The organism is Streptomyces sp. cg36 (assembly GCF_041080675.1).
Classification (GTDB): Bacteria; Actinomycetota; Actinomycetes; order Streptomycetales; family Streptomycetaceae; genus Streptomyces.
In genome coordinates this window covers 1755389-1778575 of sequence record NZ_CP163520.1, presented here as the reverse complement: position 1 = coordinate 1778575, position 23187 = coordinate 1755389, and the positions used below count along the sequence as shown (strand labels likewise).

Sequence of the window (23187 nt, the reverse complement as noted above, 5' to 3'; positions counted from 1 at the left end):
CGTCACCTCCACACCCGTGGCCGCCGGCTGAACCCTTTCGCACCGCCGGGGCCACCCTTCGAAGGGTCTCCCCTTGTCTTCCTCCGCTTTCCCGCGGTCGCTCTCGCACGCCCTCGCCCCCTACGGCTGGGACGACGACTGGGCCGCGGCGTTCACCTCCTACGCCGACCGGGGCCTGCTGCCCGGCCGGGTCGTCCGGGTCGACCGGGGCCAGTGCGACCTGGCCACCGCCGAGGGCCCGGTCCGCGCCGACACGGCCTTCGTCACCCCGCACGACCCGATGCGGGTCCTGTGCACCGGCGACTGGGCCGCCGTCGACCCCGCGGGCGATCCGCAGTTCGTCCGCGCGTACCTGCCGCGCCGCACCGCCTTCGTCCGCAACACCTCCTCCAACCGGTCCGAGGGGCAGATCCTCGCGGCCAACGTGGACCACGCGATCATCGCGGTCTCGCTCGCGGCCGAGCTCGACCTCGGGCGGATCGAGCGGTTCCTGGCCCTGGCGTGGGAGTCGGGCGCCCAGCCGCTCGTCGTCCTCACCAAGGCCGACCTGGTCCCCGACCCGGTGGGGCTCTCCTACCTCGTCGAGGACGTGGCGGGCGCCGCGCCCGGCGTCCAGGTGCTGCCCGTCAGCTCGGCGACCGGCGACGGCGTCGAAGTGCTGCGGGCGGTCGTCTCGGACGGCACCAGCGTGCTGCTCGGCCAGTCCGGCGCGGGCAAGTCCACCCTCGCCAACGCCCTGCTCGGCGCGGACGTGATGGAGGTGCAGACCATCCGGGACGTCGACGGCAAGGGCCGCCACACCACCACCACCCGCAACCTGCTGGTGCTGCCCGGCGGGGGCGTCCTCATCGACACCCCGGGGCTGCGCGGCGTGGGCCTGTGGGACGCCGAGACGGGCGTCGGGCAGGTCTTCGCCGAGATCGAGGACCTCGCCGCCGACTGCCGCTTCCACGACTGCGCCCACGAGGCGGAGCCGGGGTGCGCGGTGCTCGCCGCGATCGAGGACGGCTCGCTGCCCGAGCGGCGCCTGGAGAGCTTCCGCAAGCTGCTCCGCGAGAACCGGCGGATCGTCGCCAAGACGGACGCCCGGCTGCGCAACGAGATCCGCCGCGACTGGCGCCTGAAGTCGGCCGAGGGCCGGATGAACATGGCCGCCAAGGGCCGCACCCGCTGAGCGGGCCGCGCGCGGGCGCCCGGACGGGGCTCGGACACGGCGCATCCAGCGCCGTGTCCGAATCCCGCCAGCCGGGCCGCGTCCCCGCGCGCACACTGAACGCATGAGGCACCACGAAACGGCCGGTGCGCACGAGGACGCGGACGTCCTCGACCGCGCCGACGAGACCCGCTACGAGGCGGTCAGCAGCCGGGACGCCCGGTTCGACGGCGAGTTCTTCTTCGCCGTCGCCACCACCGGCATCTACTGCCGCCCGAGCTGCCCGGCCGTCACGCCCAAGCGCCGCAACGTCCGCTTCTTCCCCACGGCCGCCGCCGCCCAGGGCCACGGCTTCCGCGCCTGCCGCCGCTGCCGCCCGGACGCGGTGCCGGGCTCGGCGGAGTGGAACGTGCGGGCCGACGTGGTGGGCCGCGCCGTGCGGCTCATCGGCGACGGCGTCGTCGACCGCGAGGGCGTGCCCGGGCTCGCGGTCCGCCTGGGCTACAGCACCCGCCAGGTGCAGCGCCAGCTCACCGCCGAACTCGGCGCGGGCCCGGTCGCCCTCGCCCGCGCCCAGCGCGCCCACACCGCCCGGGTGCTGCTCCAGACGACCGGACTGCCGGTCACCGAGATCGCGTTCGCGGCCGGGTTCGCGAGCGTGCGCCAGTTCAACGACACCATCCGCCAGATCTACGCCCGCACCCCCAGCGCCCTGCGCGAGGAGTCAGGGGCGCGCACCGGCCGCGACTCCGCCGCCTTCGCGGCCGGGATCCCGCTGCGCCTGGCCCACCGGGGCCCGTACGCGGCGGAGCCGGTCTTCGACCTGCTCGCCGCCGAGGCCGTCGCCCACGTCGAGGAGGTCACCGGCGAGCCCGGCGCGCGCACCTACCGCCGCACCCTGCGCCTGCCGTACGGCTCGGGCATCGCCGCCGTCCACGAGGCGCGCCCGCGCGAGGCGGCCCGGGGCGGCTGGCTGGAGGCCCGGCTGCACCTCACCGACCTGCGCGATCTGACCACCGCCGTACAGCGGCTGCGCCGGCTGTTCGACCTGGACGCCGATCCGTACGCGGTGGACGAGCGCCTCGGCGCCGACCCCCGGCTCGCCCCGCTGGTCGCGGCGCGGCCCGGGACGCGCTCGCCGGGCGCCGCCGACCCCGACGAGCACGCGGTACGGGCGCTGGTCGGCCGGGCGGCGGCGGGGGAGCTGGCCGAGGCGTACGGCAAGCGCCTGGACGCGCCCTGCGGCGCGCTCACCCATCTCTTCCCGGAGCCCGCGGCCCTCGCGGACCACCCGGACCCGGCGCTGTCCGCGCTGGCCGGCGCCCTCGCCGAGGGCCGGCTCCGGCTGGACGCGGGCGCCGACCGCGAGGAGGCCGCCCGGGTCCTGGCCACCCTGCCGGGCCTGTCCGCCGAGACCGTCGCGGTGATCCGGACGCGCTCCCTGGGCGAGCCCGACGTGGGCTTCCCCGGGAGCGGCGACGACGGCGCGCACCGCCCCTGGCGCTCGTACGCCCACCGGCACCTGCGGGCGGCCGGAGCGGTGTGACGGGCGGCCCCGCCACGCGGACGGCGTCGGCCGACGGGCGGACCGGCCCGCCCTCTGCGAACGTCGGAGCATGAGCCGTCTCGCCCGGGTGCCGCTGGACCGCTGGTCGTCGTGGGTGCCGGCGCTCGCCGTGGTGCTGCTCGCGTTCACCTGGGGGCGTTCGCTGCCCTCGGCCCTGGTGGCGCTGGTCTCGTGCTTCCTGGCGGGCGCCGTCCTCGCGGCGGTGCACCACGCGGAGGTGGTGGCGCACCGGGTGGGGGAGCCGTTCGGCTCGCTGGTGCTCGCGGTCGCGGTGACCATCATCGAGGTGGCCCTGATCGTCACCCTGATGTCGGACGGCGGCGCGAAGAACGCCACGCTGGCCCGGGACACCGTCTTCGCCGCCGTGATGATCACGTGCAACGGCATCGTGGGCGTCTGTCTGCTGATCGGCGCGCTCCGGCGCAAACTGGCCGTCTTCAACCCCGAGGGCACCGGCGCCGCCTTCGCCACGGTCACCACGCTGGCCGGGCTCAGCCTGGTCCTGCCGACCTTCACCACCAGCAAGCCGGGCCCCGAGTTCTCCACCGCGCAGCTGGTCTTCGCGGCGCTCGCCTCGGTGGCGCTGTACGGGCTGTTCGTGACCACCCAGACCGTGCGCCACCGCGACTACTTCCTGCCCGTCACCCAGCAGGGCGAGGTGCTGGAGGAGGAGCACGCCGATCCGCCGTCCGCCCGTACCGCCCTGATCAGCGTGGGGCTGCTCGGGGTGGCGCTGGTCGCGGTGGTGGGTCTGGCCAAGGGCGTCTCGCCGACCATCGAGAGCGGGGTGGCCGCCGCCGGGCTGCCCGCCTCGGTGGTCGGCGTGGTCATCGCGCTGCTGGTGCTGCTGCCCGAGACGATCGCCGCCTCCCGGGCCGCCGCCCGCGACCGGGTGCAGACCAGTCTGAACCTGGCGCTCGGCTCGGCGATGGCGAGCATCGGCCTGACCATCCCGGCGGTGGCGCTGGCGTCGGTCTGGCTCTCGGGGCCGCTGGTCCTGGGGCTCGGCGCCAGCCATATGACGCTGCTCGCGCTCACCGTGGGCGTGGGCATCCTGACCTTCGTGCCGGGCCGCGCCACGCTGATGCAGGGCGGCGTCCACCTGGCGCTCTTCGCCGGATACGTGGTGCTCGCGGTCAGTCCCTGACCCGCGGCCGGTATTCGCCCCCGTACGGCCTCCCGCGCCCCGGCCGCCTTGACGCGTCCGGGGCGGAGGGCGCACGCTCCAAATATAGATGCTCGATACATCTTAATCGGCCGGGGTGTCCGCCCGGCCGGGAGCAGGAGGAGCGCATGTGCGGCATCACCGGCTGGATTTCCTTCGACCGCGACCTGCGGACCGAGCGCGACACCGTGGACGCGATGACCGAGACGATGGCCTGCCGGGGCCCCGACGACCGGGGGACCTGGATCGCCGGACCGGCCGCCCTCGGCCACCGCAGACTCGCCGTCATCGACCTGCCGGGCGGCCGTCAGCCGATGACCGCCCGCACCGACCGGGGCGAGGTCGTGCTGGTGTACTCGGGGGAGGCGTACAACTACACCGAGCTGCGCGACGAACTGGCCGCCCGGGGCCACCGGTTCACCACCGCCTCGGACACCGAGGTCGTCCTGCGCGGCTATCTGGAGTGGGGCGAGGGCGTCGCCGAGCGGCTCAACGGCATGTACGCGTTCGCCGTCTGGGACGCGCCCCGCCGGCGGCTCGTCCTCATCCGCGACCGCATGGGCGTCAAGCCGCTCTACTGCTACGAGACCCCCGACGGCGTGCTGTTCGGCTCCGAACCCAAGGCGATCCTCGCCAACCCGCTGGCCCGCCGCTCGGTCGGCCCCGACGGACTGCGCGAACTCTTCGTCAACGTCCGCACCCCCGGCCGGGCCGTCTGGGACGGCATGCGGGAGGTCGAGCCCGGCACCGTCGTCACCGTCGACCGGAGCGGCCCGCGCCGGCGCGTCTACTGGCGGCTGGAGACCCGCCCGCACCCCGACGGCCGTGCCGCCACCGTACGGCGGGTGCGGTCGCTGCTCGACGACATCGTGCGGCGCCAGCTCGTCGCCGACGTGCCGCGCTGCGTCCTGCTCTCCGGCGGGCTCGACTCCTCGGCGCTCACCGCGCTCGCCGCCCGGCGCCTGGCCGCCTCCGGCGAACGGGTGCGCAGCTTCTCCGTCGACTTCGCGGGCCGGACCGAGAACTTCGTGGCCGACGAGCTGCGCCCCACCCCCGACAGCCCCTACGCCCACGACGTGGCCCGCAGCGCCGGGACCCGGCACCGGGACATCGTCATCGACCCGCACGCCCTGGCCGCGCCGGAGCTGCGCGCCCGGGTGATCCGCGCCCGCGACGTGCCCACCGGGCTCGGCGACCTGGACACCTCGCTGCACCTGCTGTTCCAGGCCGTCCGCGAACACTCCACGGTCGCGCTCTCCGGCGAGTCCGCCGACGAGGTCTTCGGCGGCTACCGGCAGTTCTTCGACGAGGAGGCGCGCACCGCCCGCACCTTCCCCTGGCTGGTCCGCCACGACCGGGACTTCGGCAGCGGCACCACCGTGCTGCGCCGCGAGGTGCTCGACGCGCTGGACCTGCCGTCCTTCACCCGCGACAGCTACGACACGGCCGTCGCCGCGATCGAACACCTCGACGGGGAGGGCGAGTCGGAGCGCCGGATGCGGGTGATGAGCCATCTGCACCTGACCCGCTTCGTCCGGATGCTGCTCGACCGCAAGGACCGCGCGAGCATGGCCGTCGGCCTGGAGGTGCGGGTGCCGTTCTGCGACCACCGGCTGGTCGAGTACGTGTACAACGCGCCCTGGTCGCTCAAGTCGTTCGACGGGCGCGAGAAGAGCCTGCTGCGGGAGGCCACCGCGGACGTGCTGCCCACCTCGGTGTACGAACGGGTGAAGAGCCCCTACCCCGCCACCCAGGACCCCAAGTACGCCGTCGAACTCCAGCAGCAGGGAAAGGAGTTGCTCGCCCGGCGCGGGCACCCGGTCTTCCAGCTCGTGGACCCCGGGCGGCTCTCGGCGGCGGTGCACCACACGGCTCCGCAGACCACCCCGGCCGCCCGCAGCGGCCTGGAGCACGCGCTGGACCTGGCGCTCTGGTTCGACATCTACGCACCGGCCGTTAGGCTCGGCTGAACGGAATCCGGTGCGGGGGGCGGCGACGGGCGATGATCATCGATGACGACGCGGCGCTGCAACTCGTGATCTCGCTCCACCGGTTGCTGCGCGGGCTGCGCCGGGCCGCCCCCGCCGACGGCATCCAGCCCACCCAGATCGTGCTGCTCTCGCTGCTCGCCGAGAGCGGGCCCGCCCGGATCGGGGCGCTCGCGGCCCGGGTGCCGTGCTCCCAGCCGACCGCCACGGCCGCCGTCACGGGGCTGGCGGCGGCCGGACTGGTGCTGCGCGAGCCGGACCCCACGGACGGCCGGGCCTCCCGGATCGTGCTCACCGAGAAGGGCGTACGGGCGCTGGTGGAGGCCGCCCGCGCCGAGGCCGAGGTACTGGCCTGGCGGCTGGGCGCCCTCGCCGACGAGGAGGCACGCGCGGTGGTCGCGCTCGGCCCGCTCCTGCGCCGCCTGGCCGAGACGGCCCCGGACGGCACGGACCCGGTCGGCCGGGTCTAGGGCAGGGTCCGGGCGCCGCCGCCCGGGGGCTGGGGAAGGGCCCCCTCAAGACCCCAGCTGTGGATCTTGCGCGGGTGGATGCGGATCAGCTCCTCGCTGAAGTGCGGGCCCAGCTCGTGCGGCCCGGTGAGCAGCTCGGCCTCGCCGCGGATCTCGACGCCGCGCACCTGCCAGGGCCGTACGCTCACCACGTCGTCCACGACCAGCGCGACCCTCGGGTTGGCCAGCAGGTTGCGCCACTTCTTGGTCGTTCCCAGGGCGTGTCCGCCGATCAGGAGGGTGCCGTCCTCCTGCGGGAAGAACCCGACCGGGTTCGCCTGCGGCTGGCCCTTGGGGTCCACGGTGGCGAGCCGCCCCAGCCGCTGGGTGGTGAGGTAGGCGCGCTCGGCCGCGCTGAATTCGCTCATGGCCCCAGCCTCACACGCGCCGCAGCGCGAGAACACCGCCTCGCGGCCCCCGTCCGCCCCGGACCACCGGCCCCCGTCCCGGGACGGGCAGCGGACGGCATCCGGGCGAACGGCGGGGTGGGGCGCGGCCCTCACCCCGCCACCACCACGCCCACCCAGGTCCCCACCACCAGCAGGCACGAGAACAGCTCCGCCAGCACCGAGTACCCGCCCGCCCGCAGGGCCGTGCGCGTCGCCGTCCAGGCCGCGCCGTGGCTGCCGAGCCGGGCGCGCTCCGCGCCGTAAAGCCCGCCCAGGAACCCCGCGACCCCGCCGACGACCGGCAGCAGGAAGAACCCGGCGATCGCCGCGGCCCCGCCGGTCAGCAGCGCGCGGCCGGGCACGCCCGCCTCCTTGAGGCGCCGGGGCGGCAGCACCAGCTTCAGGGACTGGCCGAGCAGCAGCAGCCCGGTCGCCCCGGCCAGCACCGCCCAGGCGGCGCCGGTGGTGTCGGTCAGGGCCCACCACGCCACCGCGGCCCACACGATCGCCTGCCCCGGCACCCCGGGCACCAGTACGCCGAGGAGGCCGAGCAGCATCACCAGGCCCACCTCTAGGAGCTGCCACACGCCCACTCGCCCAGCGTGCCGGAAACGGAACGTTTCCGCAGGACCGTGCGCCCCGCCCGGCACTCCTACCGCGCCACCCAGCCCCGCTCGTACGCGTGCCAGCCCAGCTGGAGCCGGGTCGTGACGCCGGTCAGCTCCATCAGGCCCTTCACCCGGCGCTGCACGGTCCGCAGCCCCAGCTCCAGCTGCTTGGCCACGCTCGCGTCCGTCATCCCGGCCAGCAGCAGCGACAGGATCTCCAGGTCGGTGGCGTCCGGGCCGGCCGACTCCGTCCGTACGGCCGTGCCCGCGAGCCGCAGCGGCAGCGCGTCCCGCCACACCGCCTCGAAGAGGCCCATCAGCGACTCCAGCAGCCCGCTGGCGTGCACCACCAGCGCGGCGGGCTCCGCGTCCCGGCCGGTCAGCGGCACCATCGCCAGGCTGCGGTCGGCCACCACCAGCTTGGTCGGCACCCGGTCGACCGTGCGCACCTGCTCGTCGCGGCCCAGCGCCGCCGTCACCTCGGTCAGCCCGGCGGGCAGGGCCAGCACCTCGCGCTCGATCACCACCCGGTAGGCCACGCCCCGGGTCGCGGCGCGCTCCTCGGACTCGTTGTCCATGCCGGTCACCGCGACCGGGTTGCCGGTGACCAGGGCGCACACCTCCTCGGCCGCGCCCAGCTGGAGCTGGTGGAAGCGGTGGGCGACCGCGGAGGCGCCGGTCACCACCTCGACCAGGTCGTGCACGGCGGGCTCGGTGGCCTCCGCCCGGTACTCCTCGGCCAGCAGCGCCGCCGCCAGCTCGGCCTGCTCCAGCTCGTGGCGCTGCTGGGTGAGCAGGGCGCCGAGCGCCACCCCGGGCGGCGCCGCCACCCACCGGCCGGTGCGGGCCGAGGACTGGGCGGCCAGGCCCTGGCGCTCCAGGCGCCGCAGCGCGCGCTCCGTGTCGTTCTCGGGCAGGGCGAGCCGGTGCGCCAGGTCCGCGACCTCCGCCGCGCCCAGCGCGACCAGCGTCCGGTACGCCGACTCCTGCGTCTCGTCGAGACCTATCGCTCCCAGCACCGGTGTCCGCCCCTCGTCGCCCCTCGCGGGCCGGTCCACGCGTGGCGGGAAACGGCCACGGCGCAAACCCGCCTCACAACATCATCCCCGCACCTTCCGCCGCTCTGCCAAGGTGGCGCAACCGCAGCACCAACAGCCGTCGGCAACAAGGCATTTGCGCGCTTTGCGCGCGGACTGTTTTGTTCCGGATTCACCTGGGGAGAGCGATGCGTCCGATATCGCGTACGGCTCTGGGGGTGGCGACCGCCACCGCCCTCGCCGTCGGTGTGGCCGTGCCGTCCGTGGCCGCGCCACCGGCCGCCAAGGCGGCCGAAAGACCGCTCACCGGCAGCGCCGCCGCCCGGCAGCAGGGGCGGCCCGTCACCGTCACCCTCGTCACCGGCGACCGCGTCCTGGTCGCCCGCGACGCCGCCGGAAAGGCCGTGGGGGCCACCGCGCTGCCCCGCCCGGACGGCACCGTCGCGCTGACGCAGACCCGGCGCTCGGGCGACGACCTGTACGTCTACCCGGAGGGCGCCACCACCGCCCTCGCCGCCCGCACCGTCGACGAGCAGCTGTTCAACGTCTCCGGCCTGATCCGCCAGGGCTACGACGACGCCCACACCACGACGCTTCCGCTGATCGCCGTCTACGGCGCCCCCGGCGCCCGCTCCCTCGCCCCCGCCCCGCGCGGCGCCGCCCGCTCCCTCGCCCTGCCGGCCGTCGGCGGCGTCGCCCTGAAGGCCGACAAGACGAAGGCCGCCGACTTCTGGGCGGACATCACCGCGAGCCGCGCCCGCGCCGCCGCGCCGCTGAAGAAGCTGTGGCTGGACCGCAAGGTGACGGCGAGTCTCGACCGTTCCACCAAGCAGGTCCGCGCCGACCTCGCCTGGGCCGCCGGGTACGACGGCACCGGCACCAAGGTCGCCGTCCTGGACACCGGCGTCGACGCCGGACACCCCGACCTCAAGGGCCGGATCGCCGGGACGCGCAACTTCACCGACTCCGACACCACCGACGACCGCCAGGGCCACGGCACCCACACCATCTCCACCGTCGGCGGCTCCGGCGCGGCCAGCGGCGGCAAGAAGAAGGGCGTCGCCCCCGGCGCCGCCCTGCTCGCCGGGAAGGTCCTCGACGACAGCGGCTCCGGCGCCGAGTCGTGGATCATCGCCGGAATGCAGTGGGCCGTCGACAGCGAGGCGGACGTCGTCTCGATGAGCCTGGGCAGCCCCGAACCCACCGACTGCACCGACCCGATGAGCACGGCGGCCGAGCAACTCGCCCACACCAAGGGCACGTTGTTCGTGGTGGCGGCCGGGAACTCCGGCCCGCGCCAGAACACCGTCTCCTCGCCCGGCTGCGCCCCCGGCGTCCTCACCGTCGGCGCCGTCGACCGGGACGACTCCACCGCGTACTTCTCCAGCCGCGGCCCGGCCCCCTTCTCGCACACCCTCAAGCCGGAGATCACGGCGCCCGGCGTCGACATCTCGGCGGCCAGCGCGGGCGGGCGCGGCGTCTACGCGTACCGGACCATGAGCGGTACGTCCATGGCCACCCCGCACGTCGCGGGCGCGGCGGCGATCGTCAAGCAGCGCCACCCCGACTGGAGCGCGCAGCGGATCAAGGCGGCGCTGGTCTCCTCGGCCGACGCGGCCATCCCCGGCGACGTGCGCGAGACCGGCGGCGGGCGCCTCGACGTGAAGGCCGCGATCGACGAGACGGTCCTGGGCGCCCCGGCGGTCCAGGGCGGCTCCTTCAACTGGCCCCAGGACAAGAGCGACCGCACCACCGTCTCCGTCCCGTACACCAACACCGCGGCCCGGCCCGTCACCCTCTCGCTCGCCGTCGAGGGCGTCACCGGCAACGACGGCTCGCGCGTGCGCTCCGGCGTCGCCGCGCTGGAGCGGCGCACCGTCACCGTGCCCGCCGGAGCCACCGCCGAGGTCCCGCTGCGGCTGGACCCGGCCGCGCGCCTGACCGCCGCCCAGTACGGCGACGTCACCGGCCGGGTGCTGGCCACCGGGCCCGGGGTGCGGGTCTCCACGCCGTTCTCGCTCTACGTGCAGCCGAAGACCGTCACCCTGCGGGTCAAGCTCGTCGACCGGCTCGGCCGCCCGGCGAACGGCCCGTCCTCGCTCGACGTCATCGGCACCGACGACGCCACCGGCGAGCGCCGCTACAACGAGGGCGCCGCCGACCAGCTCTACACCCTGCGCCCCGGCGCCTACTTCCTCTCCGCCTACGTCGCCACCCCCGACGCGGGCGAGGGCGCCACGCTCAACGACTCCCTCACCTATCTCGGGCGCCCCCAGCTGGAGTTGACCAAGGACACCACCGTCGTCCTCGACGCCCGCACCGCGCACCGGCTGCGCGTGGAGACCGGCCGCCCCAGCGAGGCCCGCGCCACCACGCTCGCCTTCTCCCGCGCCTGGGACGGCTACTGGCTGCACGCCGGCACCGCCACCGGCGGCTCCTCGGTCAAGGGGTACTACGCCTCGGTCGAAGGCCGCGCCAAGGACGGCACGTTCGAGTTCGGCAGCTACTGGCGGACGTACGCGCCCCTCGTCTCCCGGCTGCGCAGCTCCGGCGGGAGAGAGCTGCACCCGGTCACCGCGGGCGCCGGCTCCGTCAACCTCGACGGCGCCGGGAGCGCCCGCCTGGTGGACGCCGGAACCGGCACGCCCGAGGAGCTGAAGGCCGCCGGAGCGCGCGGCGCGATCGCCCTGGTCCGGCTCGCGGACGACACCACCTCGGTCGCCGGGGCGGCCCGGGACGCGAAGGCGGCCGGAGCGGTCGCCGTGCTCGCCCATCGCGCGGACCCCGCCCGCTGGGTGCCCTCCGGCGGCTTCACCGGCCCCGTGCTCCCGGTCCTCGCGATCGGGCGGACCGAGGCGTCGGCGCTGCTCGGCGAGGTGGGCGCGGGCCCGGTCACCCTGCGCTGGCAGGCCACCGCCAAGAGCCCGTACGTCTACAACCTCGCCTTCCCGGAGTCCGGGCCGATCGGCTCGGACCGCACCTACCGGGTCCGCGACGACCGGCTCGGCGCCGTCACCGCCACCTATCGGGCGATGGGCGTGGCCACCGACTACATCGACAGCACCGCCGCCCACCGGCCCTCCGGCGCGGCCGTCTACCCGGGCACCATCGACCTCGTCCCGGCCCCCGGCACCCGGACCGAGTACTACACGCCCGGCGACACCGCCTGGGACCACCTCACCTCCAGCAGCTTCCCGTTCGGCGAGGCCATGGTCGACCGGCGCCGCCAGTACGCGGCGGGCGGCACCCGCGCGGAGAGCTGGTACGACGGGGCCGTCACCCCGGTCGCCCCGCGCGACACCGACGGCGCGCCGCTGCTCGCCGCCGAGCGGCAGGGCAATCTGATCGGCTTCGCCGACGCGATGTGGGGCGACGGCGGGCACTACGCCGAGGCGGGCTCGTTCGGCGACATCGGCAATCTGGTGCTGCGCCGCGACGGCGAGGTCCTCGGCGAGAGCGGCTGGCCGTCCGGGGTCTTCGAAGTGCCCGCCGCGGAAGGCGGGTACGAGCTGGAGCAGAACGTCACCAAGATCGGCTCCCCGGCCCAGGTCTGGCAGCGCTCCACCGACGTCCGCACGGTCTGGTCGTTCCGCTCGAAGCTCGACGAGAACGTCTACTCGCAGGGCCTGGGCATCCTCTTCCCGCGCTACGCCCTGCCCGAGGACGGCCTCAAGACCCTCCCGGCCGCCGACGGCCTGCGCATCGGCCTCTCGGTGACCGGCCACGCGGGCTACACCCCGGCCCGGCTCACCTCGGCCGCGCTGTCGTACTCCTACGACGGCGGCGCGACCTGGACCGAGGCCAAAACGGTCCACCGGGGCGACGACTGGTCGGCCATCGTCGACCACCGGGGCGCGGCCGGCCGCCAGGTCACGCTGAAGGCCCGTCTGACGGACGCGGGCGGCAACTCCGTCACCCAGACCGTGACCCGCGCGTACGACGTGCGGTAGTCACGAGCGGTTCCGGGGGCGGCCCTGTCTCGTGGGGGGAAGGGCCGCCCGCCGGAAGCGCGTCGGGCTCGCGCCCGCGTGCGGCGGGCGGATTTGTGTGCTGACCACTTTTACCCGATGCACCGTTTTCGTACGGCCCGTGCGGTGGACAATAAGGGCATGAGTCAGCAGGGGGAGAGGCGCACCTCGGACGACGACTGGTGGACTCGGCTGTACGACGAGACCGCCCCGGACCACTCGCCCGCCAACGCGGGCGACACCCTCGACGACCGTTTCGACTCCGTCGCCCGGACGGTGAGCCCGACCGTGCCGGACCCGAGGTCACCGGTCCCGGAGCCGGTCCGCCGGGCGCCGGACCCGCCCCCGCCGTCGGACCGAATCGATCCTGCGGACGGCGGCCCCCGGGCCCCCTGGCAGCCGCCCGGCGGCTCGCCGCCACCGGATCCCCTCCACCGCCGCACGGCGTCCTGGTGGGAACCGGCGGACGCACTGCCCCCACCGCCCGAGTACGAGCCGGGGCCACTGCCCCCACCCCCACCCGAGCCGCCCGAACCGACCCCGGCGGCCACGGCGCCGCCGCCGGTGACACGGCTCCCGGAGGCCACGGAGCCTCCGACGACGACACCGCCCCCGACGGTGACCGTGCCTTCGGCGGCCACGGCGCCTCCAGCGGTGACACCGCGCCCGGCGGCCCCACCACCCCCGACGGGGACGGCGCCTCCAGCGGCCACACCGTCCCCGGCGGCCACGGCGTCGCCGCCGGTGACACCGCGTCCGGCGGCCACACCACCCCCGGCGGTCGCCCCGCCCGAACCACCGCCCCCGCCGCGCTCCCGCCCCTCGGCCGACCCGCCGCCCCCGCCCCGGGCCGCCGCCGCCCCGCCGGAGCCGCCCGCCGGGCCGTCCGGGGCGGCACCCCGTCCCCCCGCCCCGCCCGCGCGGTCCGCCGTGCCGCCCGCGCCCGCCGAGCCGGCCCCGGCCCCGCCGCCCCCGGCCGACCGGACCCGGGTCGGCCATGTGGGGGACCGGCCGCCGACCTACGACGCCGAGCCGACCGCCCTGCCCACCGCGCTCCCCGACACGCTCTCCGCGCTCGTCGCCGACACCGTGCTCGACGGCGCGCGCTACGGCGCCTACGTCCTGCGGGCCGCCTCCGTGCGCGGCGACTCGGCGCGCTACCGGGGCGAGCCGCGCCGGGACGCGCTGCTCACCGCCCGGTTCGGCAACGGCGAGGACGCGCTGGTCCTGGTGGCCCTCGCCAGCGGCGTACGGGCCTTCGAGGAGGCGCACCTCGCCGCCGCCGACGCCTGCCGCTGGATCGGCGGCGCCATCGGCCGCAGCCACCTCCGGCTCGCCGACGACATCAGGGCCGGGCGGCGCGGCGATCTGAAGTCCGGGCTGCACCGGCTCACCGACCGCAGCTACGGACGGCTGCGCGCCCGCGCCGCCGAACTCGGCGCGCGGCCCGAGGAGTACACGGCCGGACTGCGCTGTCTGCTCCTCTCCGCCGACCCCAGCTGCCGCACCCGGGTCTTCTTCGGGGTCGGGCCCGGCGGGCTGTTCCGGCTGCGCGGCGGGGTGTGGCAGGACATCGAGCCCGCCGTGCCCGCACCCGGCGAGGTCTCGGGCGAGCCGGTGGTGGGATACGGCTCGGCGCCCGCCGAGTCCGCCGAGGGCGACCGGCTCACCATGGACCTGCACACCGTGGAGCCGGCCCGGCCCTACATCGACCCGCCGGCCCCGCCCGCCGAGCCGTTCCGCTTCCGCGCCTCGGTCGCCCGGCCCGGGGACACCCTGCTGCTGTGCAGCGGCGGGCTGGCCGAGCCGATGCGGGGCGAGCCCGCGCTGGCCGCGGAGCTGGCCGGACGCTGGGCCGGGGAGGAGCCGCCGGGGCTGGCCGCCTTCCTCGCGGACACCCAGCTCAGGGTGAAGGGGTACGCCGACGACCGTACGGCGGTCGCCGTCTGGGAGGCGTAACCCGGGCGGCCGTGGATGAATGGGGCCCATGGCCAAACAGAATGTGGCAGAGCAGTTCGTGGACATCCTCGCCCGCGCCGGGGTGCGGCGGATGTACGGCGTGGTCGGCGACAGCCTCAACCCCGTCGTCGACGCCATCCGCCGCAACTCCGCCATCGACTGGATCCAGGTCCGCCACGAGGAGGCCGCCGCGTTCGCGGCCGGTGCGGAGGCCCAGCTCACCGGCACCCTGGCGGCCTGCGCGGGCTCCTGCGGGCCGGGCAACCTCCACCTCATCAACGGGCTCTACGACGCGCACCGCTCGATGGCCCCGGTGCTCGCCCTCGCCTCGCACATCCCCTCGTCCGAGATCGGCCTCGGCTACTTCCAGGAGACCCACCCCGACCAGCTGTTCCGCGAGTGCTCGCACTACAGCGAGATGATCTCCAGCCCCCAGCAGATGCCCCGGCTGCTCCAGACGGCGATCCAGCACGCGGTGGGCCGGGGCGGGGTGAGCGTGGTGGCGCTGCCGGGCGATGTGGCCGCCGAGGCCGCCCCGGACCGCGCCGTCGAGCACGCCCTGGTCACCGCGCGGCCCTCGGTGCGCCCCGGCGACGCGGAGATCGACAAGCTGGCCCGGCTGGTGGACGGGGCGCGCCGGGTCACCCTCTTCTGCGGCAGCGGCACCGCCGGGGCGCACGCCGAGGTGATGGAGTTCGCCGAGCGCGTCAAGGCCCCGGTGGGGCACGCGCTGCGCGGCAAGGAGTGGATCCAGTACGACAATCCCTACGACGTCGGCATGAGCGGGCTGCTCGGATACGGCGCCGCCTACGAGGCGACCCACGAGTGCGACCTGCTGATCCTGCTGGGCACGGACTTCCCGTACAACGCGTTCCTGCCCGACGACGTCAAGATCGTGCAGGTCGACGTGCGGCCCGAGCACCTGGGACGCCGCTCCCAGCTGGACCTCGCGGTGTGGGGCGACGTCCGCGAGACGCTGCGGTGCCTCATCCCACGGGTGCGGGTCAAGACCGACCGGCGCTTCCTGGACAAGATGCTGAAGAAGCACGCGGACGCGCTGGAAGGGGTGGTCAAGGCGTACACCCGCAAGGTGGAGAAGCACGTGCCGATCCACCCCGAGTACGTGGCGTCCGTGCTGGACGAACTCGCCGCCGACGACGCCGTGTTCACGGTCGACACCGGGATGTGCAACGTCTGGGCGGCCCGCTACATCTCGCCCAACGGCAGGCGCCGCGTCATCGGTTCCTTCAGCCACGGCTCGATGGCCAACGCGCTGCCGCAGGCGATCGGCGCCCAGTTCCTCGACCGCGACCGCCAGGTGGTCTCGATGTCCGGCGACGGCGGATTCACCATGCTGATGGGGGACTTCCTCACCCTGGTCCAGTACGACCTGCCGGTGAAGGTCGTCCTCTTCAACAACTCCTCGCTCGGCATGGTGGAGCTGGAGATGCTGGTGGCCGGGCTGCCCTCGTACGGAACCACCAACCGCAACCCGGACTTCGCCGCGATCGCCCGCGCCGCCGGTGCCTACGGCGTACGGGTCGAGAAGCCCAAGCACCTCGCGGGCGCGCTCAAGGACGCGTTCAAGCACAAGGGCCCGGCCCTGGTCGACGTGGTCACCGACCCCAACGCGCTCTCCATCCCGCCGAAGATCAGCGCGGAGATGGTGACCGGGTTCGCGCTCTCCGCGAGCAAGATCGTGCTGGACGGCGGAGTCGGCCGGATGCTCCAGATGGCCCGTTCCAATCTGCGCAACGTGCCGCGCCCGTAAGGAAGTCGTCCACCCGTGCGTAGGCAGTTGGGGCGATCTCCTCTGGTGCGCGTGTCTGTCGCCGCGGTGGCCGGAAGGCGTGTGGAACTCCAGGGGATTTCGGCCGTCCACCGCTGATTCCGGGGCCCGCGCCCGCCCCGGACCTGTGAGCCGCCCCCGGGTAAGGAGTGCGGCGCGTTGCGCTCTCCCGCCCGGGACGGGAAGCGGAACACGGCCTCGCGGAGCGTGGAACCGCTCCCGCGCGGATCCCGTCGGTTGTTGCGGAATCACCATGCGTGACGGGGGGGCGGTGGGGCATGCATCCCGTGAGGGTGTTCGAGACGGAAAGGGACGTAGCGACGTGCGGGTGGGGGCTATGACAGGGCGTCAGAAGGGGGCGGGGCCCGCGGTGGACGGGCCGTTCCGGGGGACGGGTGCGCACGCGGTGCTCCACGGGCAGCTGCGGCGCAGGCTGGGGCGGTCGGACCTGACCGCGGTGCCGGAAGTCCGGCGCGCGCTACGGGAGTTGCTCGGCCACTGGGGGCACGGCGAGCCGGTCGACGTGGCCGAGCTGCTGATCTGCGAGCTGGTGACCAACGCGCTCGTCCACACCGACCACGGCGCCGTGGTCACGGCGACGCTGGCCCCGGCGGGGCTGCGGGTGGAGGTGCACGACTTCACGCCGGTACTGCCCGAACCGCACGTACCGTCCGCCGACGACGGTACGCACGGCCGGGGGCTGCTGCTCGTGCAGGCGCTCGCGGACGCCTGGGGCGTGCGCGCGCACGAGGCGGGCAAGGTGGTCTGGTTCGAGCTCGCGCACGGGGCGGCCTGACGGCCCCCGTCCGGCTCAGCCGAACTGCTGCTCAAGGTCCTTCAGTTTGCGCTCCAGATGGTCGAGCCGGGGCAGGGTCTGGGTGTCGTCCTCGGCGGTCAGATCGACGGTCCGGGGTGCCGTGCCGTCAGCGTCGGTTACGGCTTGCAGGGAGGGCCGGTGGCGCAGGGGCAGCTGTCCCGGCTCTATGGCGGGCTCCGCGACAGCCTTCGGCTGCCCGGAGCCCCCACTCGCACCCATGCCCGGCACCTCGACCTGACGGCCGCCGGGCCGGACCCGGGGGGAGCGGCCCTGTCGGCTGAGCGCCTTCAGGTGTGCCCGCTCCAGCTTCTCCTGCTCGCGCCTGCGCAGCCGGTTCTGCTCCTTGTCCCGCCGGTCCTCGCGCACCTCCTCGACCGCCTCGTCCAGCGTGCGCACGCCCTCCAGGAGCATCAGCGACCAGGCGCCGAAGGTCTCCCGGGGCGCCCGCAGCCAGCGGACGATGCGGATCTGCGGCAGCGGGCGGGGCACCAGGCCCTGCTCGCGCAGCGCCGCCCGGCGGGTCTGCTTCAGCGCGCGGTCGAAGAGCACCGCGGCCGAGAGCGACATCCCGGCGAAGAACTGCGGGGCGCCCGCGTGGGCCATCCCGCGCGGCGCGTGCACCCAGTTGAACCAGGCCGCCGCGCCCGCGAACGTCCACACCAGCAGCCGCGAGCCGAGCGCCGCGTCGCCGTGGCTGGCCTCGCGCACCGCCAGCACCGAGCAGAACATCGCGGCGCCGTCGAGGCCGAACGGGACGAGGTACTCCCAGCCGTCGGTGAGGCTGAGGTTCTGCCGGCCGAAGCCGACCAGACCGTGGAAGGAGAGCGCGGCGGCGACGGCGGCGCAGCAGAAGAGCAGGACGTAGGAGGCCGTGCCGTAGACCGCTTCCTTGCGGCGGCGGCGCTCCTCGCTGCGCTCCCAGCTGTCGTCGCCGGAGGTCTTCTCGCCCGCGCGCCTGCCGCGTGCCACGACCACCGACGCCACGACGACCCCCGCGATCATCACGCCGCCCGGAAGCAGCCAGTCCAGAGATATGTCGGTCAGTCGCATGCGGTGTCCCTTGAAATCACGTAAGGCGTTCCGGGCGCCATACTGCTCCTGCCGCGCGGGGCCGCAGGGGTTTTCGGGGCAAGAGAACGCCATGAGGGCGTCAGGGCATACGGATAGGTGCGATCTGCTCGAACTGGCGTCGCGGCAAACCGAGTTGTGTGCGAACGCGGCTCACTCGGACGGGTGGCGTGGACTCCCCGCCGGGCCGTGCGGGGTCAGGACGCGGCGGCGAGCCGGGCCACGCGCTCCGCGTCGCAGGTCCGGGGGCAGGTGACGCAGGTGTCCTCGGGGCGCAGCGTGTAGTAGAGGCAGCAGCTGGCCCGGTCGCGGGTCGGCAGCGGCTCGCCCGCGGGCCCGGTCAGCTCCCGGAACCCGGCGGCGCCCACGTACGGCTTGGTCGAGCCCGGCAGCAGCAGCTCCAGCTCGGCCATCGCGCGGCGCTCCTCGCCGAGCAGCGCCGCCACGTACCAGAGGCCCTCGACGATCTCGTCCGTCGCCATGCCCCACAGCGCCCGGCGCCCGCGCCGCATCCGGGGGCCGAAGCCGTCGAGCACCGGGCCGATGTGCTCGGCCACCGCCGCGCGCACCTCGCCCCGCAGCGCCTCCTCGTCCGGGACGACCCGGGCCCCGGGGTGCCCGGCGGCCGGGTCGCCCGGCAGACAGGCGAACTCGCGCGCCCGCACGTTGAGCCGTCCGAGTGCCCGCTGGAACGTCACGTCCTCGACCGGCAGCCGGGGGACCCGCCGGTGCAGGAACCAGGGGACCGTGATCAGCAGGCAGACCGGCCAGGCGTACCGGTGGAAGCCGAAGGAGGCGATGACGTCGGGGCGGGCCCGCTGCCCGTAGTCGCGCAGGACCTGCTCGTCGTCCCAGGCCAGGAAGTCGTCGAGGGCGTCGGCGCCCTCCGCGAGGCGGTGCGCGCCGAACCATCCGGGGCTCTCGGGGGCCCGTTCGCCATCCGCGAGCTCGTCGACCCGGAGGCCGGGGTACGCCTCGGCGAGGCGCGCGTAGGACGCCGCCAGGGGACTCGGGAGCAGCGTGGACACAGTCATGCAGGGACCACCGAATCACGATCGTTTGCAGGTAAGGCTTACCTTAGCGGATGCGCGCGAGGTTTGAACTGTCGCTTTGTCCGCCTATGGTGCTGGGGGAGTACCGAGCGGTAGGAGGGCCTGGGTGGAGCAGGGCAGAGCGCGCGAAGCGGCGGCGGCGCCGTTCGGGGCCGCCCGCGTGCCCGCGCAGGTCCGCCCCGGACAGGCGCCGTTCGCGGCCGTACCGGACGGGGCGGGGCGCGCCGAGGCGCGCGGCGAGCACACGCACAGCGAACCCGCGCCGCCCCAGGTGCGGCGGCACTCCGTGCGCGGCCAGATCCTGGAGGCGCTGCGGGCCGCGCTGGTCGACGGCGAACTGGTGCCGGGCGAGGTCTACTCGGCGCCGGCGCTCGGCGAGCGCTTCGGCGTCTCGGCCACGCCGGTGCGCGAGGCCATGCAGCGCCTCGCCTCCGAGGGCGCCGTCGAGGTCGTGCCCAACCGGGGCTTCCGGGTCACCGAGCGCAGCGCCCGGGAGCTCGCGGAGCTCGCGGAGGTGCGGGCGCTCATCGAGGTGCCGGTGATGCTGCGGCTCGCGCGGTCGGTGCCGGCCGCGCGGTGGGCCGAGCTGCGCCCGCTCGCCGAGGCCACCACCCACGCGGCGGCCGTCGGCGACCGGGCCGGGTACGCGGAGTCCGACCGGGCCTTCCACCGGGCGGTGCTGGCGCTCGCCGGGAACCAGCAGCTGCTTCAGGTGGCGGAGGATCTGCACCGGCGTTCGCAGTGGCCGCTGACCGCCGCGCCCGTCGCCCGCCGCGCCGAACTCGTCGCCGACGCGGCGGAGCACCTGGCTCTGCTGGACGCGCTGAGCGCCCAGGATCTGGCCGTGGTCCAGTCCCTGGTGCGGGAGCATTTCACGGGGTCGACGCTGTAGCGCGGCGCGGCGGGTCGGTTTCGTCCCCCACTGTGGCAGCTCTCTGCGCAGTTCCCCGCGCCGCTGGAAAACCCTCGTTCGTCCGCGGGCCGTGCTCGCTTCTCGCGCAGTTCCCCGCGCCCCTTGAAAACCCGACTTCGTCCGCGGACCGTGCTCGCTTCTCGCGCAGTTCCCCGCGCCCCTAAAAGCGGGTGGCCGAGCTGGACTCTCTGGCTGCCGGGCACCCCCTAGGGGCGCGGGGAACTGCGCGAGCAGCCCCCACCGGCCCGCAGATGAGGTCCGGGCGTACAAGGGGCGCGGGGAACTGCGCGATCGGCCACGCACGGTCCGCAGACGGGGCACGGGCGGATGGGGCCCGGCCCTGCCAGGCCGCACGTGGGGGTGGCGTCAGGTCGTCGCCGGGGACGGGGCCAGGTGGGAGGCCAGCCACGTGGGGACCCCGCCCAGGAGGCGGAACAGCCGCGCCGCCTCCGTCCGCAGCCGCGCGGCCTCCGGCTCCGGCTCGGCCTGGGCCAGCGCGGCGAGGGCGGGTGCCGTACCGACCAGATACCCCAGCTCCTCCCGGATCCGCAGCGACTCCGCGAACCCGTGCCGCGCCTCCGCCAACTCCCCGTCCCGCAGGGCGAGTCCGGCCAGATGGCGCCAGGTGAAGGAGAGCAGCAGCGTGTCCCCGTGCGCGGTGGCGCCCGCGTGGGCGCGGCGGTAGGCGGCGCGGGCCGCCTGCGGCGCGTCCGCGACGTTCTCGGCGAGCAGCCCCCGCCGGAAGTCGAGCAGGGCCCGCCCCCGCGCCGCCGGGGCGATCAGCGCGGCGGCCCGCCCCAGCGCCGAGCGCGCCTCGTCGGCACGGTCGCGCACCCCGAGCAGCGTCGAGGCGTACGCCAGCTGGCCGCGCTCGCACGCCGCCGCGCCGCGCTCCTCGTCGTCCCCCGCCACGGCTTCCGCGCCGCGCAGCGCCTCCTCGGCCTCCGCCCAGCCGTCCCCGGTGTACAGGCAGCGCTCGGTGAGGAGCGCGGCCCGCTGGAGCGCTGCGGCGGGCTCGGCGGCGTGTGGTTCCAGCAGGGCCGCCGCGTCCGTCCAGCAGCCGCGCGAGCGCAGCCGCCATACCGCGATCTGGAGCGGATGGAGCGGATCCCCGTTCTCTGCAGTCGTTCCGGAATCAGACATGGCGGAGTACGCCACGTTGCCCTCCCCGAGCGCGCCATTGAGCCGTTGAGTCCGAGCTGTGGAGCCGTGGGCGAATCTCAGCACGGATTGGCACGCGGGGCCAAGGCCCGCGCGTGAATTGGTTCACAAACGGCGGGTTGCGCGCGACGGGGTGGTGCCGGGGCCCTTTCGCGCCCTCGGCGCGCTCCCCTCAGCTCATCCGCAGGGCCAGGAAGAAGTCCAGCTTGTCCTCCAGGCGCGAAAGGTCACGGCCCGTCAGTTGCTCGATCCGGCCCACCCGGTAGCGCAAGGTGTTGACGTGCAGATGCAGCCGTGTGGCGCACCGGGTCCAGGAGCCGTCGCAGTCGAGGAACGCCTCCAGGGTCGGGATCAGCTCGGCCCGGTGGCGCCGGTCGTAGTCGCGCAGCGGGTCCAGCAGCCGGGCCGTGAACGCGCGCCGCACGTCGTCCGGCACGAACGGCAGCAGCAGCACGTGCGAGGCCAGCTCGTGGTGGCCGGCCGCGCAGACCCGGCCGGGCCGGGCCGCGGCGACCCGGCGCGCGTGCCGGGCCTCCTCCAGGGCGCCGCGCAGCCCCTCCGCCGAGTGCACGGCGGCGCTGACACCCAGTGTCAGCCGGCCGTCGTCGGCGAGCCCCGCCGACAGGGGCGCCTGGACCGAGGCGAGCAGCGCGTCCGCGTGCAGCCCGCCCTCCGTGCCCTCGCCGACGGCGGGCAGCGGCACCAGCGCGATCGCCTCGTCGCCCGCGTGGGCCACCGCGATCCGGTCGGAGGACTCCGGTCCGGTGACGGCCGGGTCGACCAGGATCTCCTCCAGCAGCGCCTGGGCGACCGGGCCCGCCGCGACCTCGGCCCCGCTGGCCGCCGTCGGGGTCCAGTCGACCCGGGCCACGATCACCTGCCAGTGCGGCGCCGAGCCGAGGCCGGGCAGCAGGACGGGGGCGGCGACCCGCAGCCGGGCGGCGATCTCGGCGGGCGCGGCCCCGGTCTGCACCAGCTCCAGCACCTCCTGGGCGAGCCTGCGCCGTACCGTACGGGCCGCGTCGCGGCGGTCGCGCTCCACGGCGATCAGTTGGGTGACGCCCTGGAGCAGGTCGAGCCGGGCGGCGGGCCAGTCGCCCGCGTCCGCCTCCACGGCGAGCAGCCAGTCCGAGAGCACCGTCTCGCGCACGTCGCGGCCGGCCGGGGCCGCCCCGCGCCCGCTGTGCCGGATCGGGAAGAGCGAGTACGTGGTGCCGCCGATCAGGGCCCGGTGCGGGCCCCGGCGGCCGGTGCGGGTGGCGCCGAGATGTTCACCCGCGAGAGTGGCGCCGACGGCCGGGGCGAGGGGTTCGCCCGCGCCCGCGATCTGCCGTCCGGTGGGCGAGAGCACCCAGGCGCGCAGGTCCAGGTCGGAGCCGAGCAGGTCGAGGACGACCTCCGGTCCGCCGCCCGCCGGGCCCGAGGTCATCAGCCGCCGGTGGCGGTCGACCACGGCCGCGAGGTCCCCGGCCCGCTCGCCGGAGACCTGGCGCACCACGTGCTCGGTGATGGTGGCGAAGGCGACCGACTCGTTGACCGCGAACAGCGGCAGCCGGTGCTGTGCGCAAGCACGGATCAGGTCATCCGGGATCGCGCCCAGCTCGGCCTCGCCCGCCGCCAGGCCCACCACCCCGGCTCCGGCCAGGATGCGTACGAATGGCTCGGAATCGTCGGCGTCGCGGCGCCAGGCGAGGCCGGTGAGGACCAGCTCGCCGCCGGAGAGATAGCGGCTCGGATCGCGCAGGTCAGTGGTCATCACACCGCGTACGGTGCGGTCCAGCTCGTCCTCGCCGCCGAGCAGCCGCAGCCCCAGCGCGTCGGTCTCCAGAAGTGCGCGCAGCCGCATCGCGTGTCGCCGCCGATCTGTCTTGTTGTTGCCGGTGGAAAGCGGTGGGGTTCCTGAGCACCGCCTTTCATACGAATCTACAAGACGTAGATGGAGACCAGCCAACTCCTTCATGGTTTCGGTGACTGCACCCGGCGGAGTGAGGCTTGTGTACTGGGGCCACACAGCGTTAACAGCACATGAACGACTTCAAAGCCG

General features: G+C 75.1%; 17 protein-coding genes. 10 read left to right on the top strand and 7 right to left on the bottom strand.

What is annotated here, in order from left to right:
• The first annotated feature begins 73 nt into the window (after window positions 1-73).
• The 5 genes from rsgA to AB5J87_RS07915 all read left to right on the top strand — a co-directional run bounded on the left by rsgA (window position 74) and on the right by AB5J87_RS07915 (window position 6343).
• On the top strand, window positions 74-1174 hold the full coding sequence (gene rsgA / locus AB5J87_RS07935) for a ribosome small subunit-dependent GTPase A (protein WP_369375480.1): 1101 nt from the start codon (window positions 74-76) through the stop codon (window positions 1172-1174).
• Between the two features lie 103 nt (window positions 1175-1277).
• Window positions 1278-2699, top strand: coding sequence for a bifunctional transcriptional activator/DNA repair enzyme AdaA (locus AB5J87_RS07930; protein ID WP_369375478.1), 1422 nt, complete (start codon window positions 1278-1280; stop codon window positions 2697-2699).
• A 70-nt stretch (window positions 2700-2769) separates the two neighbouring features.
• On the top strand, window positions 2770-3867 hold the full coding sequence (locus tag AB5J87_RS07925; protein ID WP_369375476.1) for a calcium:proton antiporter: 1098 nt from the start codon (window positions 2770-2772) through the stop codon (window positions 3865-3867).
• Between the two features lie 146 nt (window positions 3868-4013).
• On the top strand, window positions 4014-5855 hold the full coding sequence (gene asnB / locus AB5J87_RS07920) for an asparagine synthase (glutamine-hydrolyzing) (protein WP_369375474.1): 1842 nt from the start codon (window positions 4014-4016) through the stop codon (window positions 5853-5855).
• Between the two features lie 32 nt (window positions 5856-5887).
• Window positions 5888-6343, top strand: a complete 456-nt coding sequence (locus AB5J87_RS07915; RefSeq protein ID WP_369375472.1) for a MarR family winged helix-turn-helix transcriptional regulator — start codon at window positions 5888-5890, stop codon at window positions 6341-6343.
• On the opposite strand, the gene AB5J87_RS07910 is transcribed toward AB5J87_RS07915, so the two are convergent.
• The 3 genes from AB5J87_RS07910 to AB5J87_RS07900 all read right to left on the bottom strand — a co-directional run bounded on the left by AB5J87_RS07910 (window position 6340) and on the right by AB5J87_RS07900 (window position 8398).
• The gene (locus tag AB5J87_RS07910) at window positions 6340-6750 is read right to left on the bottom strand and encodes a PPOX class F420-dependent oxidoreductase (RefSeq protein ID WP_369375470.1); all 411 of its coding nucleotides are present in this window, start codon (window positions 6748-6750) and stop codon (window positions 6340-6342) included. The two genes, AB5J87_RS07915 and AB5J87_RS07910, sit on opposite strands and share 4 nt — an antisense overlap.
• Window positions 6751-6881: 131 nt before the next feature.
• A complete protein-coding gene (locus AB5J87_RS07905; RefSeq protein WP_369375468.1) occupies window positions 6882-7364 on the bottom strand; it encodes a DUF456 domain-containing protein in 483 nt (160 codons plus the stop codon).
• A gap of 59 nt (window positions 7365-7423) precedes the next feature.
• A complete protein-coding gene (locus AB5J87_RS07900; protein ID WP_369375466.1) occupies window positions 7424-8398 on the bottom strand; it encodes a helix-turn-helix domain-containing protein in 975 nt (324 codons plus the stop codon).
• 206 nt (window positions 8399-8604) lie between these two features.
• Between AB5J87_RS07900 and AB5J87_RS07895 the strand changes: the two genes are divergently transcribed.
• The 4 genes from AB5J87_RS07895 (at window position 8605) to AB5J87_RS07880 (ending at window position 16928) form a co-directional block, all read left to right on the top strand.
• Window positions 8605-12366 carry a S8 family serine peptidase gene (locus AB5J87_RS07895; RefSeq protein WP_369375464.1) on the top strand — a complete coding sequence of 1254 codons (3762 nt, stop codon included), beginning with the start codon at window positions 8605-8607 and terminating at the stop codon, window positions 12364-12366.
• Window positions 12367-12525: 159 nt separating this feature from the next.
• The gene (locus AB5J87_RS07890; RefSeq protein ID WP_369375462.1) at window positions 12526-14343 is read left to right on the top strand and encodes a protein phosphatase 2C domain-containing protein; all 1818 of its coding nucleotides are present in this window, start codon (window positions 12526-12528) and stop codon (window positions 14341-14343) included.
• Between the two features lie 28 nt (window positions 14344-14371).
• Window positions 14372-16114: a pyruvate dehydrogenase gene (locus AB5J87_RS07885; RefSeq protein ID WP_369375460.1), complete on the top strand. Its 1743-nt coding sequence runs from the start codon at window positions 14372-14374 to the stop codon at window positions 16112-16114.
• Window positions 16115-16469: 355 nt separating this feature from the next.
• A complete protein-coding gene (locus AB5J87_RS07880; protein ID WP_369375458.1) occupies window positions 16470-16928 on the top strand; it encodes an ATP-binding protein in 459 nt (152 codons plus the stop codon).
• 15 nt (window positions 16929-16943) lie between these two features.
• Here AB5J87_RS07880 and AB5J87_RS07875 read toward each other — a convergent pair whose 3' ends face one another.
• Complete coding sequence (locus AB5J87_RS07875; RefSeq protein WP_369375456.1) at window positions 16944-17999, bottom strand: DUF2637 domain-containing protein; 1056 nt, start codon at window positions 17997-17999, stop codon at window positions 16944-16946.
• Window positions 18000-18214: 215 nt separating this feature from the next.
• Entirely contained in the window at window positions 18215-19051 is an 837-nt protein-coding gene (locus tag AB5J87_RS07870; RefSeq protein ID WP_369375454.1) for a (2Fe-2S)-binding protein, read from the bottom strand.
• Window positions 19052-19175: 124 nt separating this feature from the next.
• Here AB5J87_RS07870 and AB5J87_RS07865 point away from each other — a divergent pair, with 124 nt between their 5' ends.
• Window positions 19176-19961 (top strand): GntR family transcriptional regulator, encoded by a 786-nt coding sequence (locus AB5J87_RS07865; protein WP_369375452.1) that lies wholly within the window; start codon window positions 19176-19178, stop codon window positions 19959-19961.
• Between the two features lie 387 nt (window positions 19962-20348).
• Here AB5J87_RS07865 and AB5J87_RS07860 read toward each other — a convergent pair whose 3' ends face one another.
• Both AB5J87_RS07860 and AB5J87_RS07855 read right to left on the bottom strand, forming a co-directional pair.
• Complete coding sequence (locus AB5J87_RS07860; RefSeq protein WP_369375450.1) at window positions 20349-21125, bottom strand: hypothetical protein; 777 nt, start codon at window positions 21123-21125, stop codon at window positions 20349-20351.
• Between the two features lie 190 nt (window positions 21126-21315).
• Window positions 21316-22989 carry a PucR family transcriptional regulator gene (locus AB5J87_RS07855; RefSeq protein WP_369375448.1) on the bottom strand — a complete coding sequence of 558 codons (1674 nt, stop codon included), beginning with the start codon at window positions 22987-22989 and terminating at the stop codon, window positions 21316-21318.
• Between the last annotated feature and the right edge of the window lie 198 nt (window positions 22990-23187).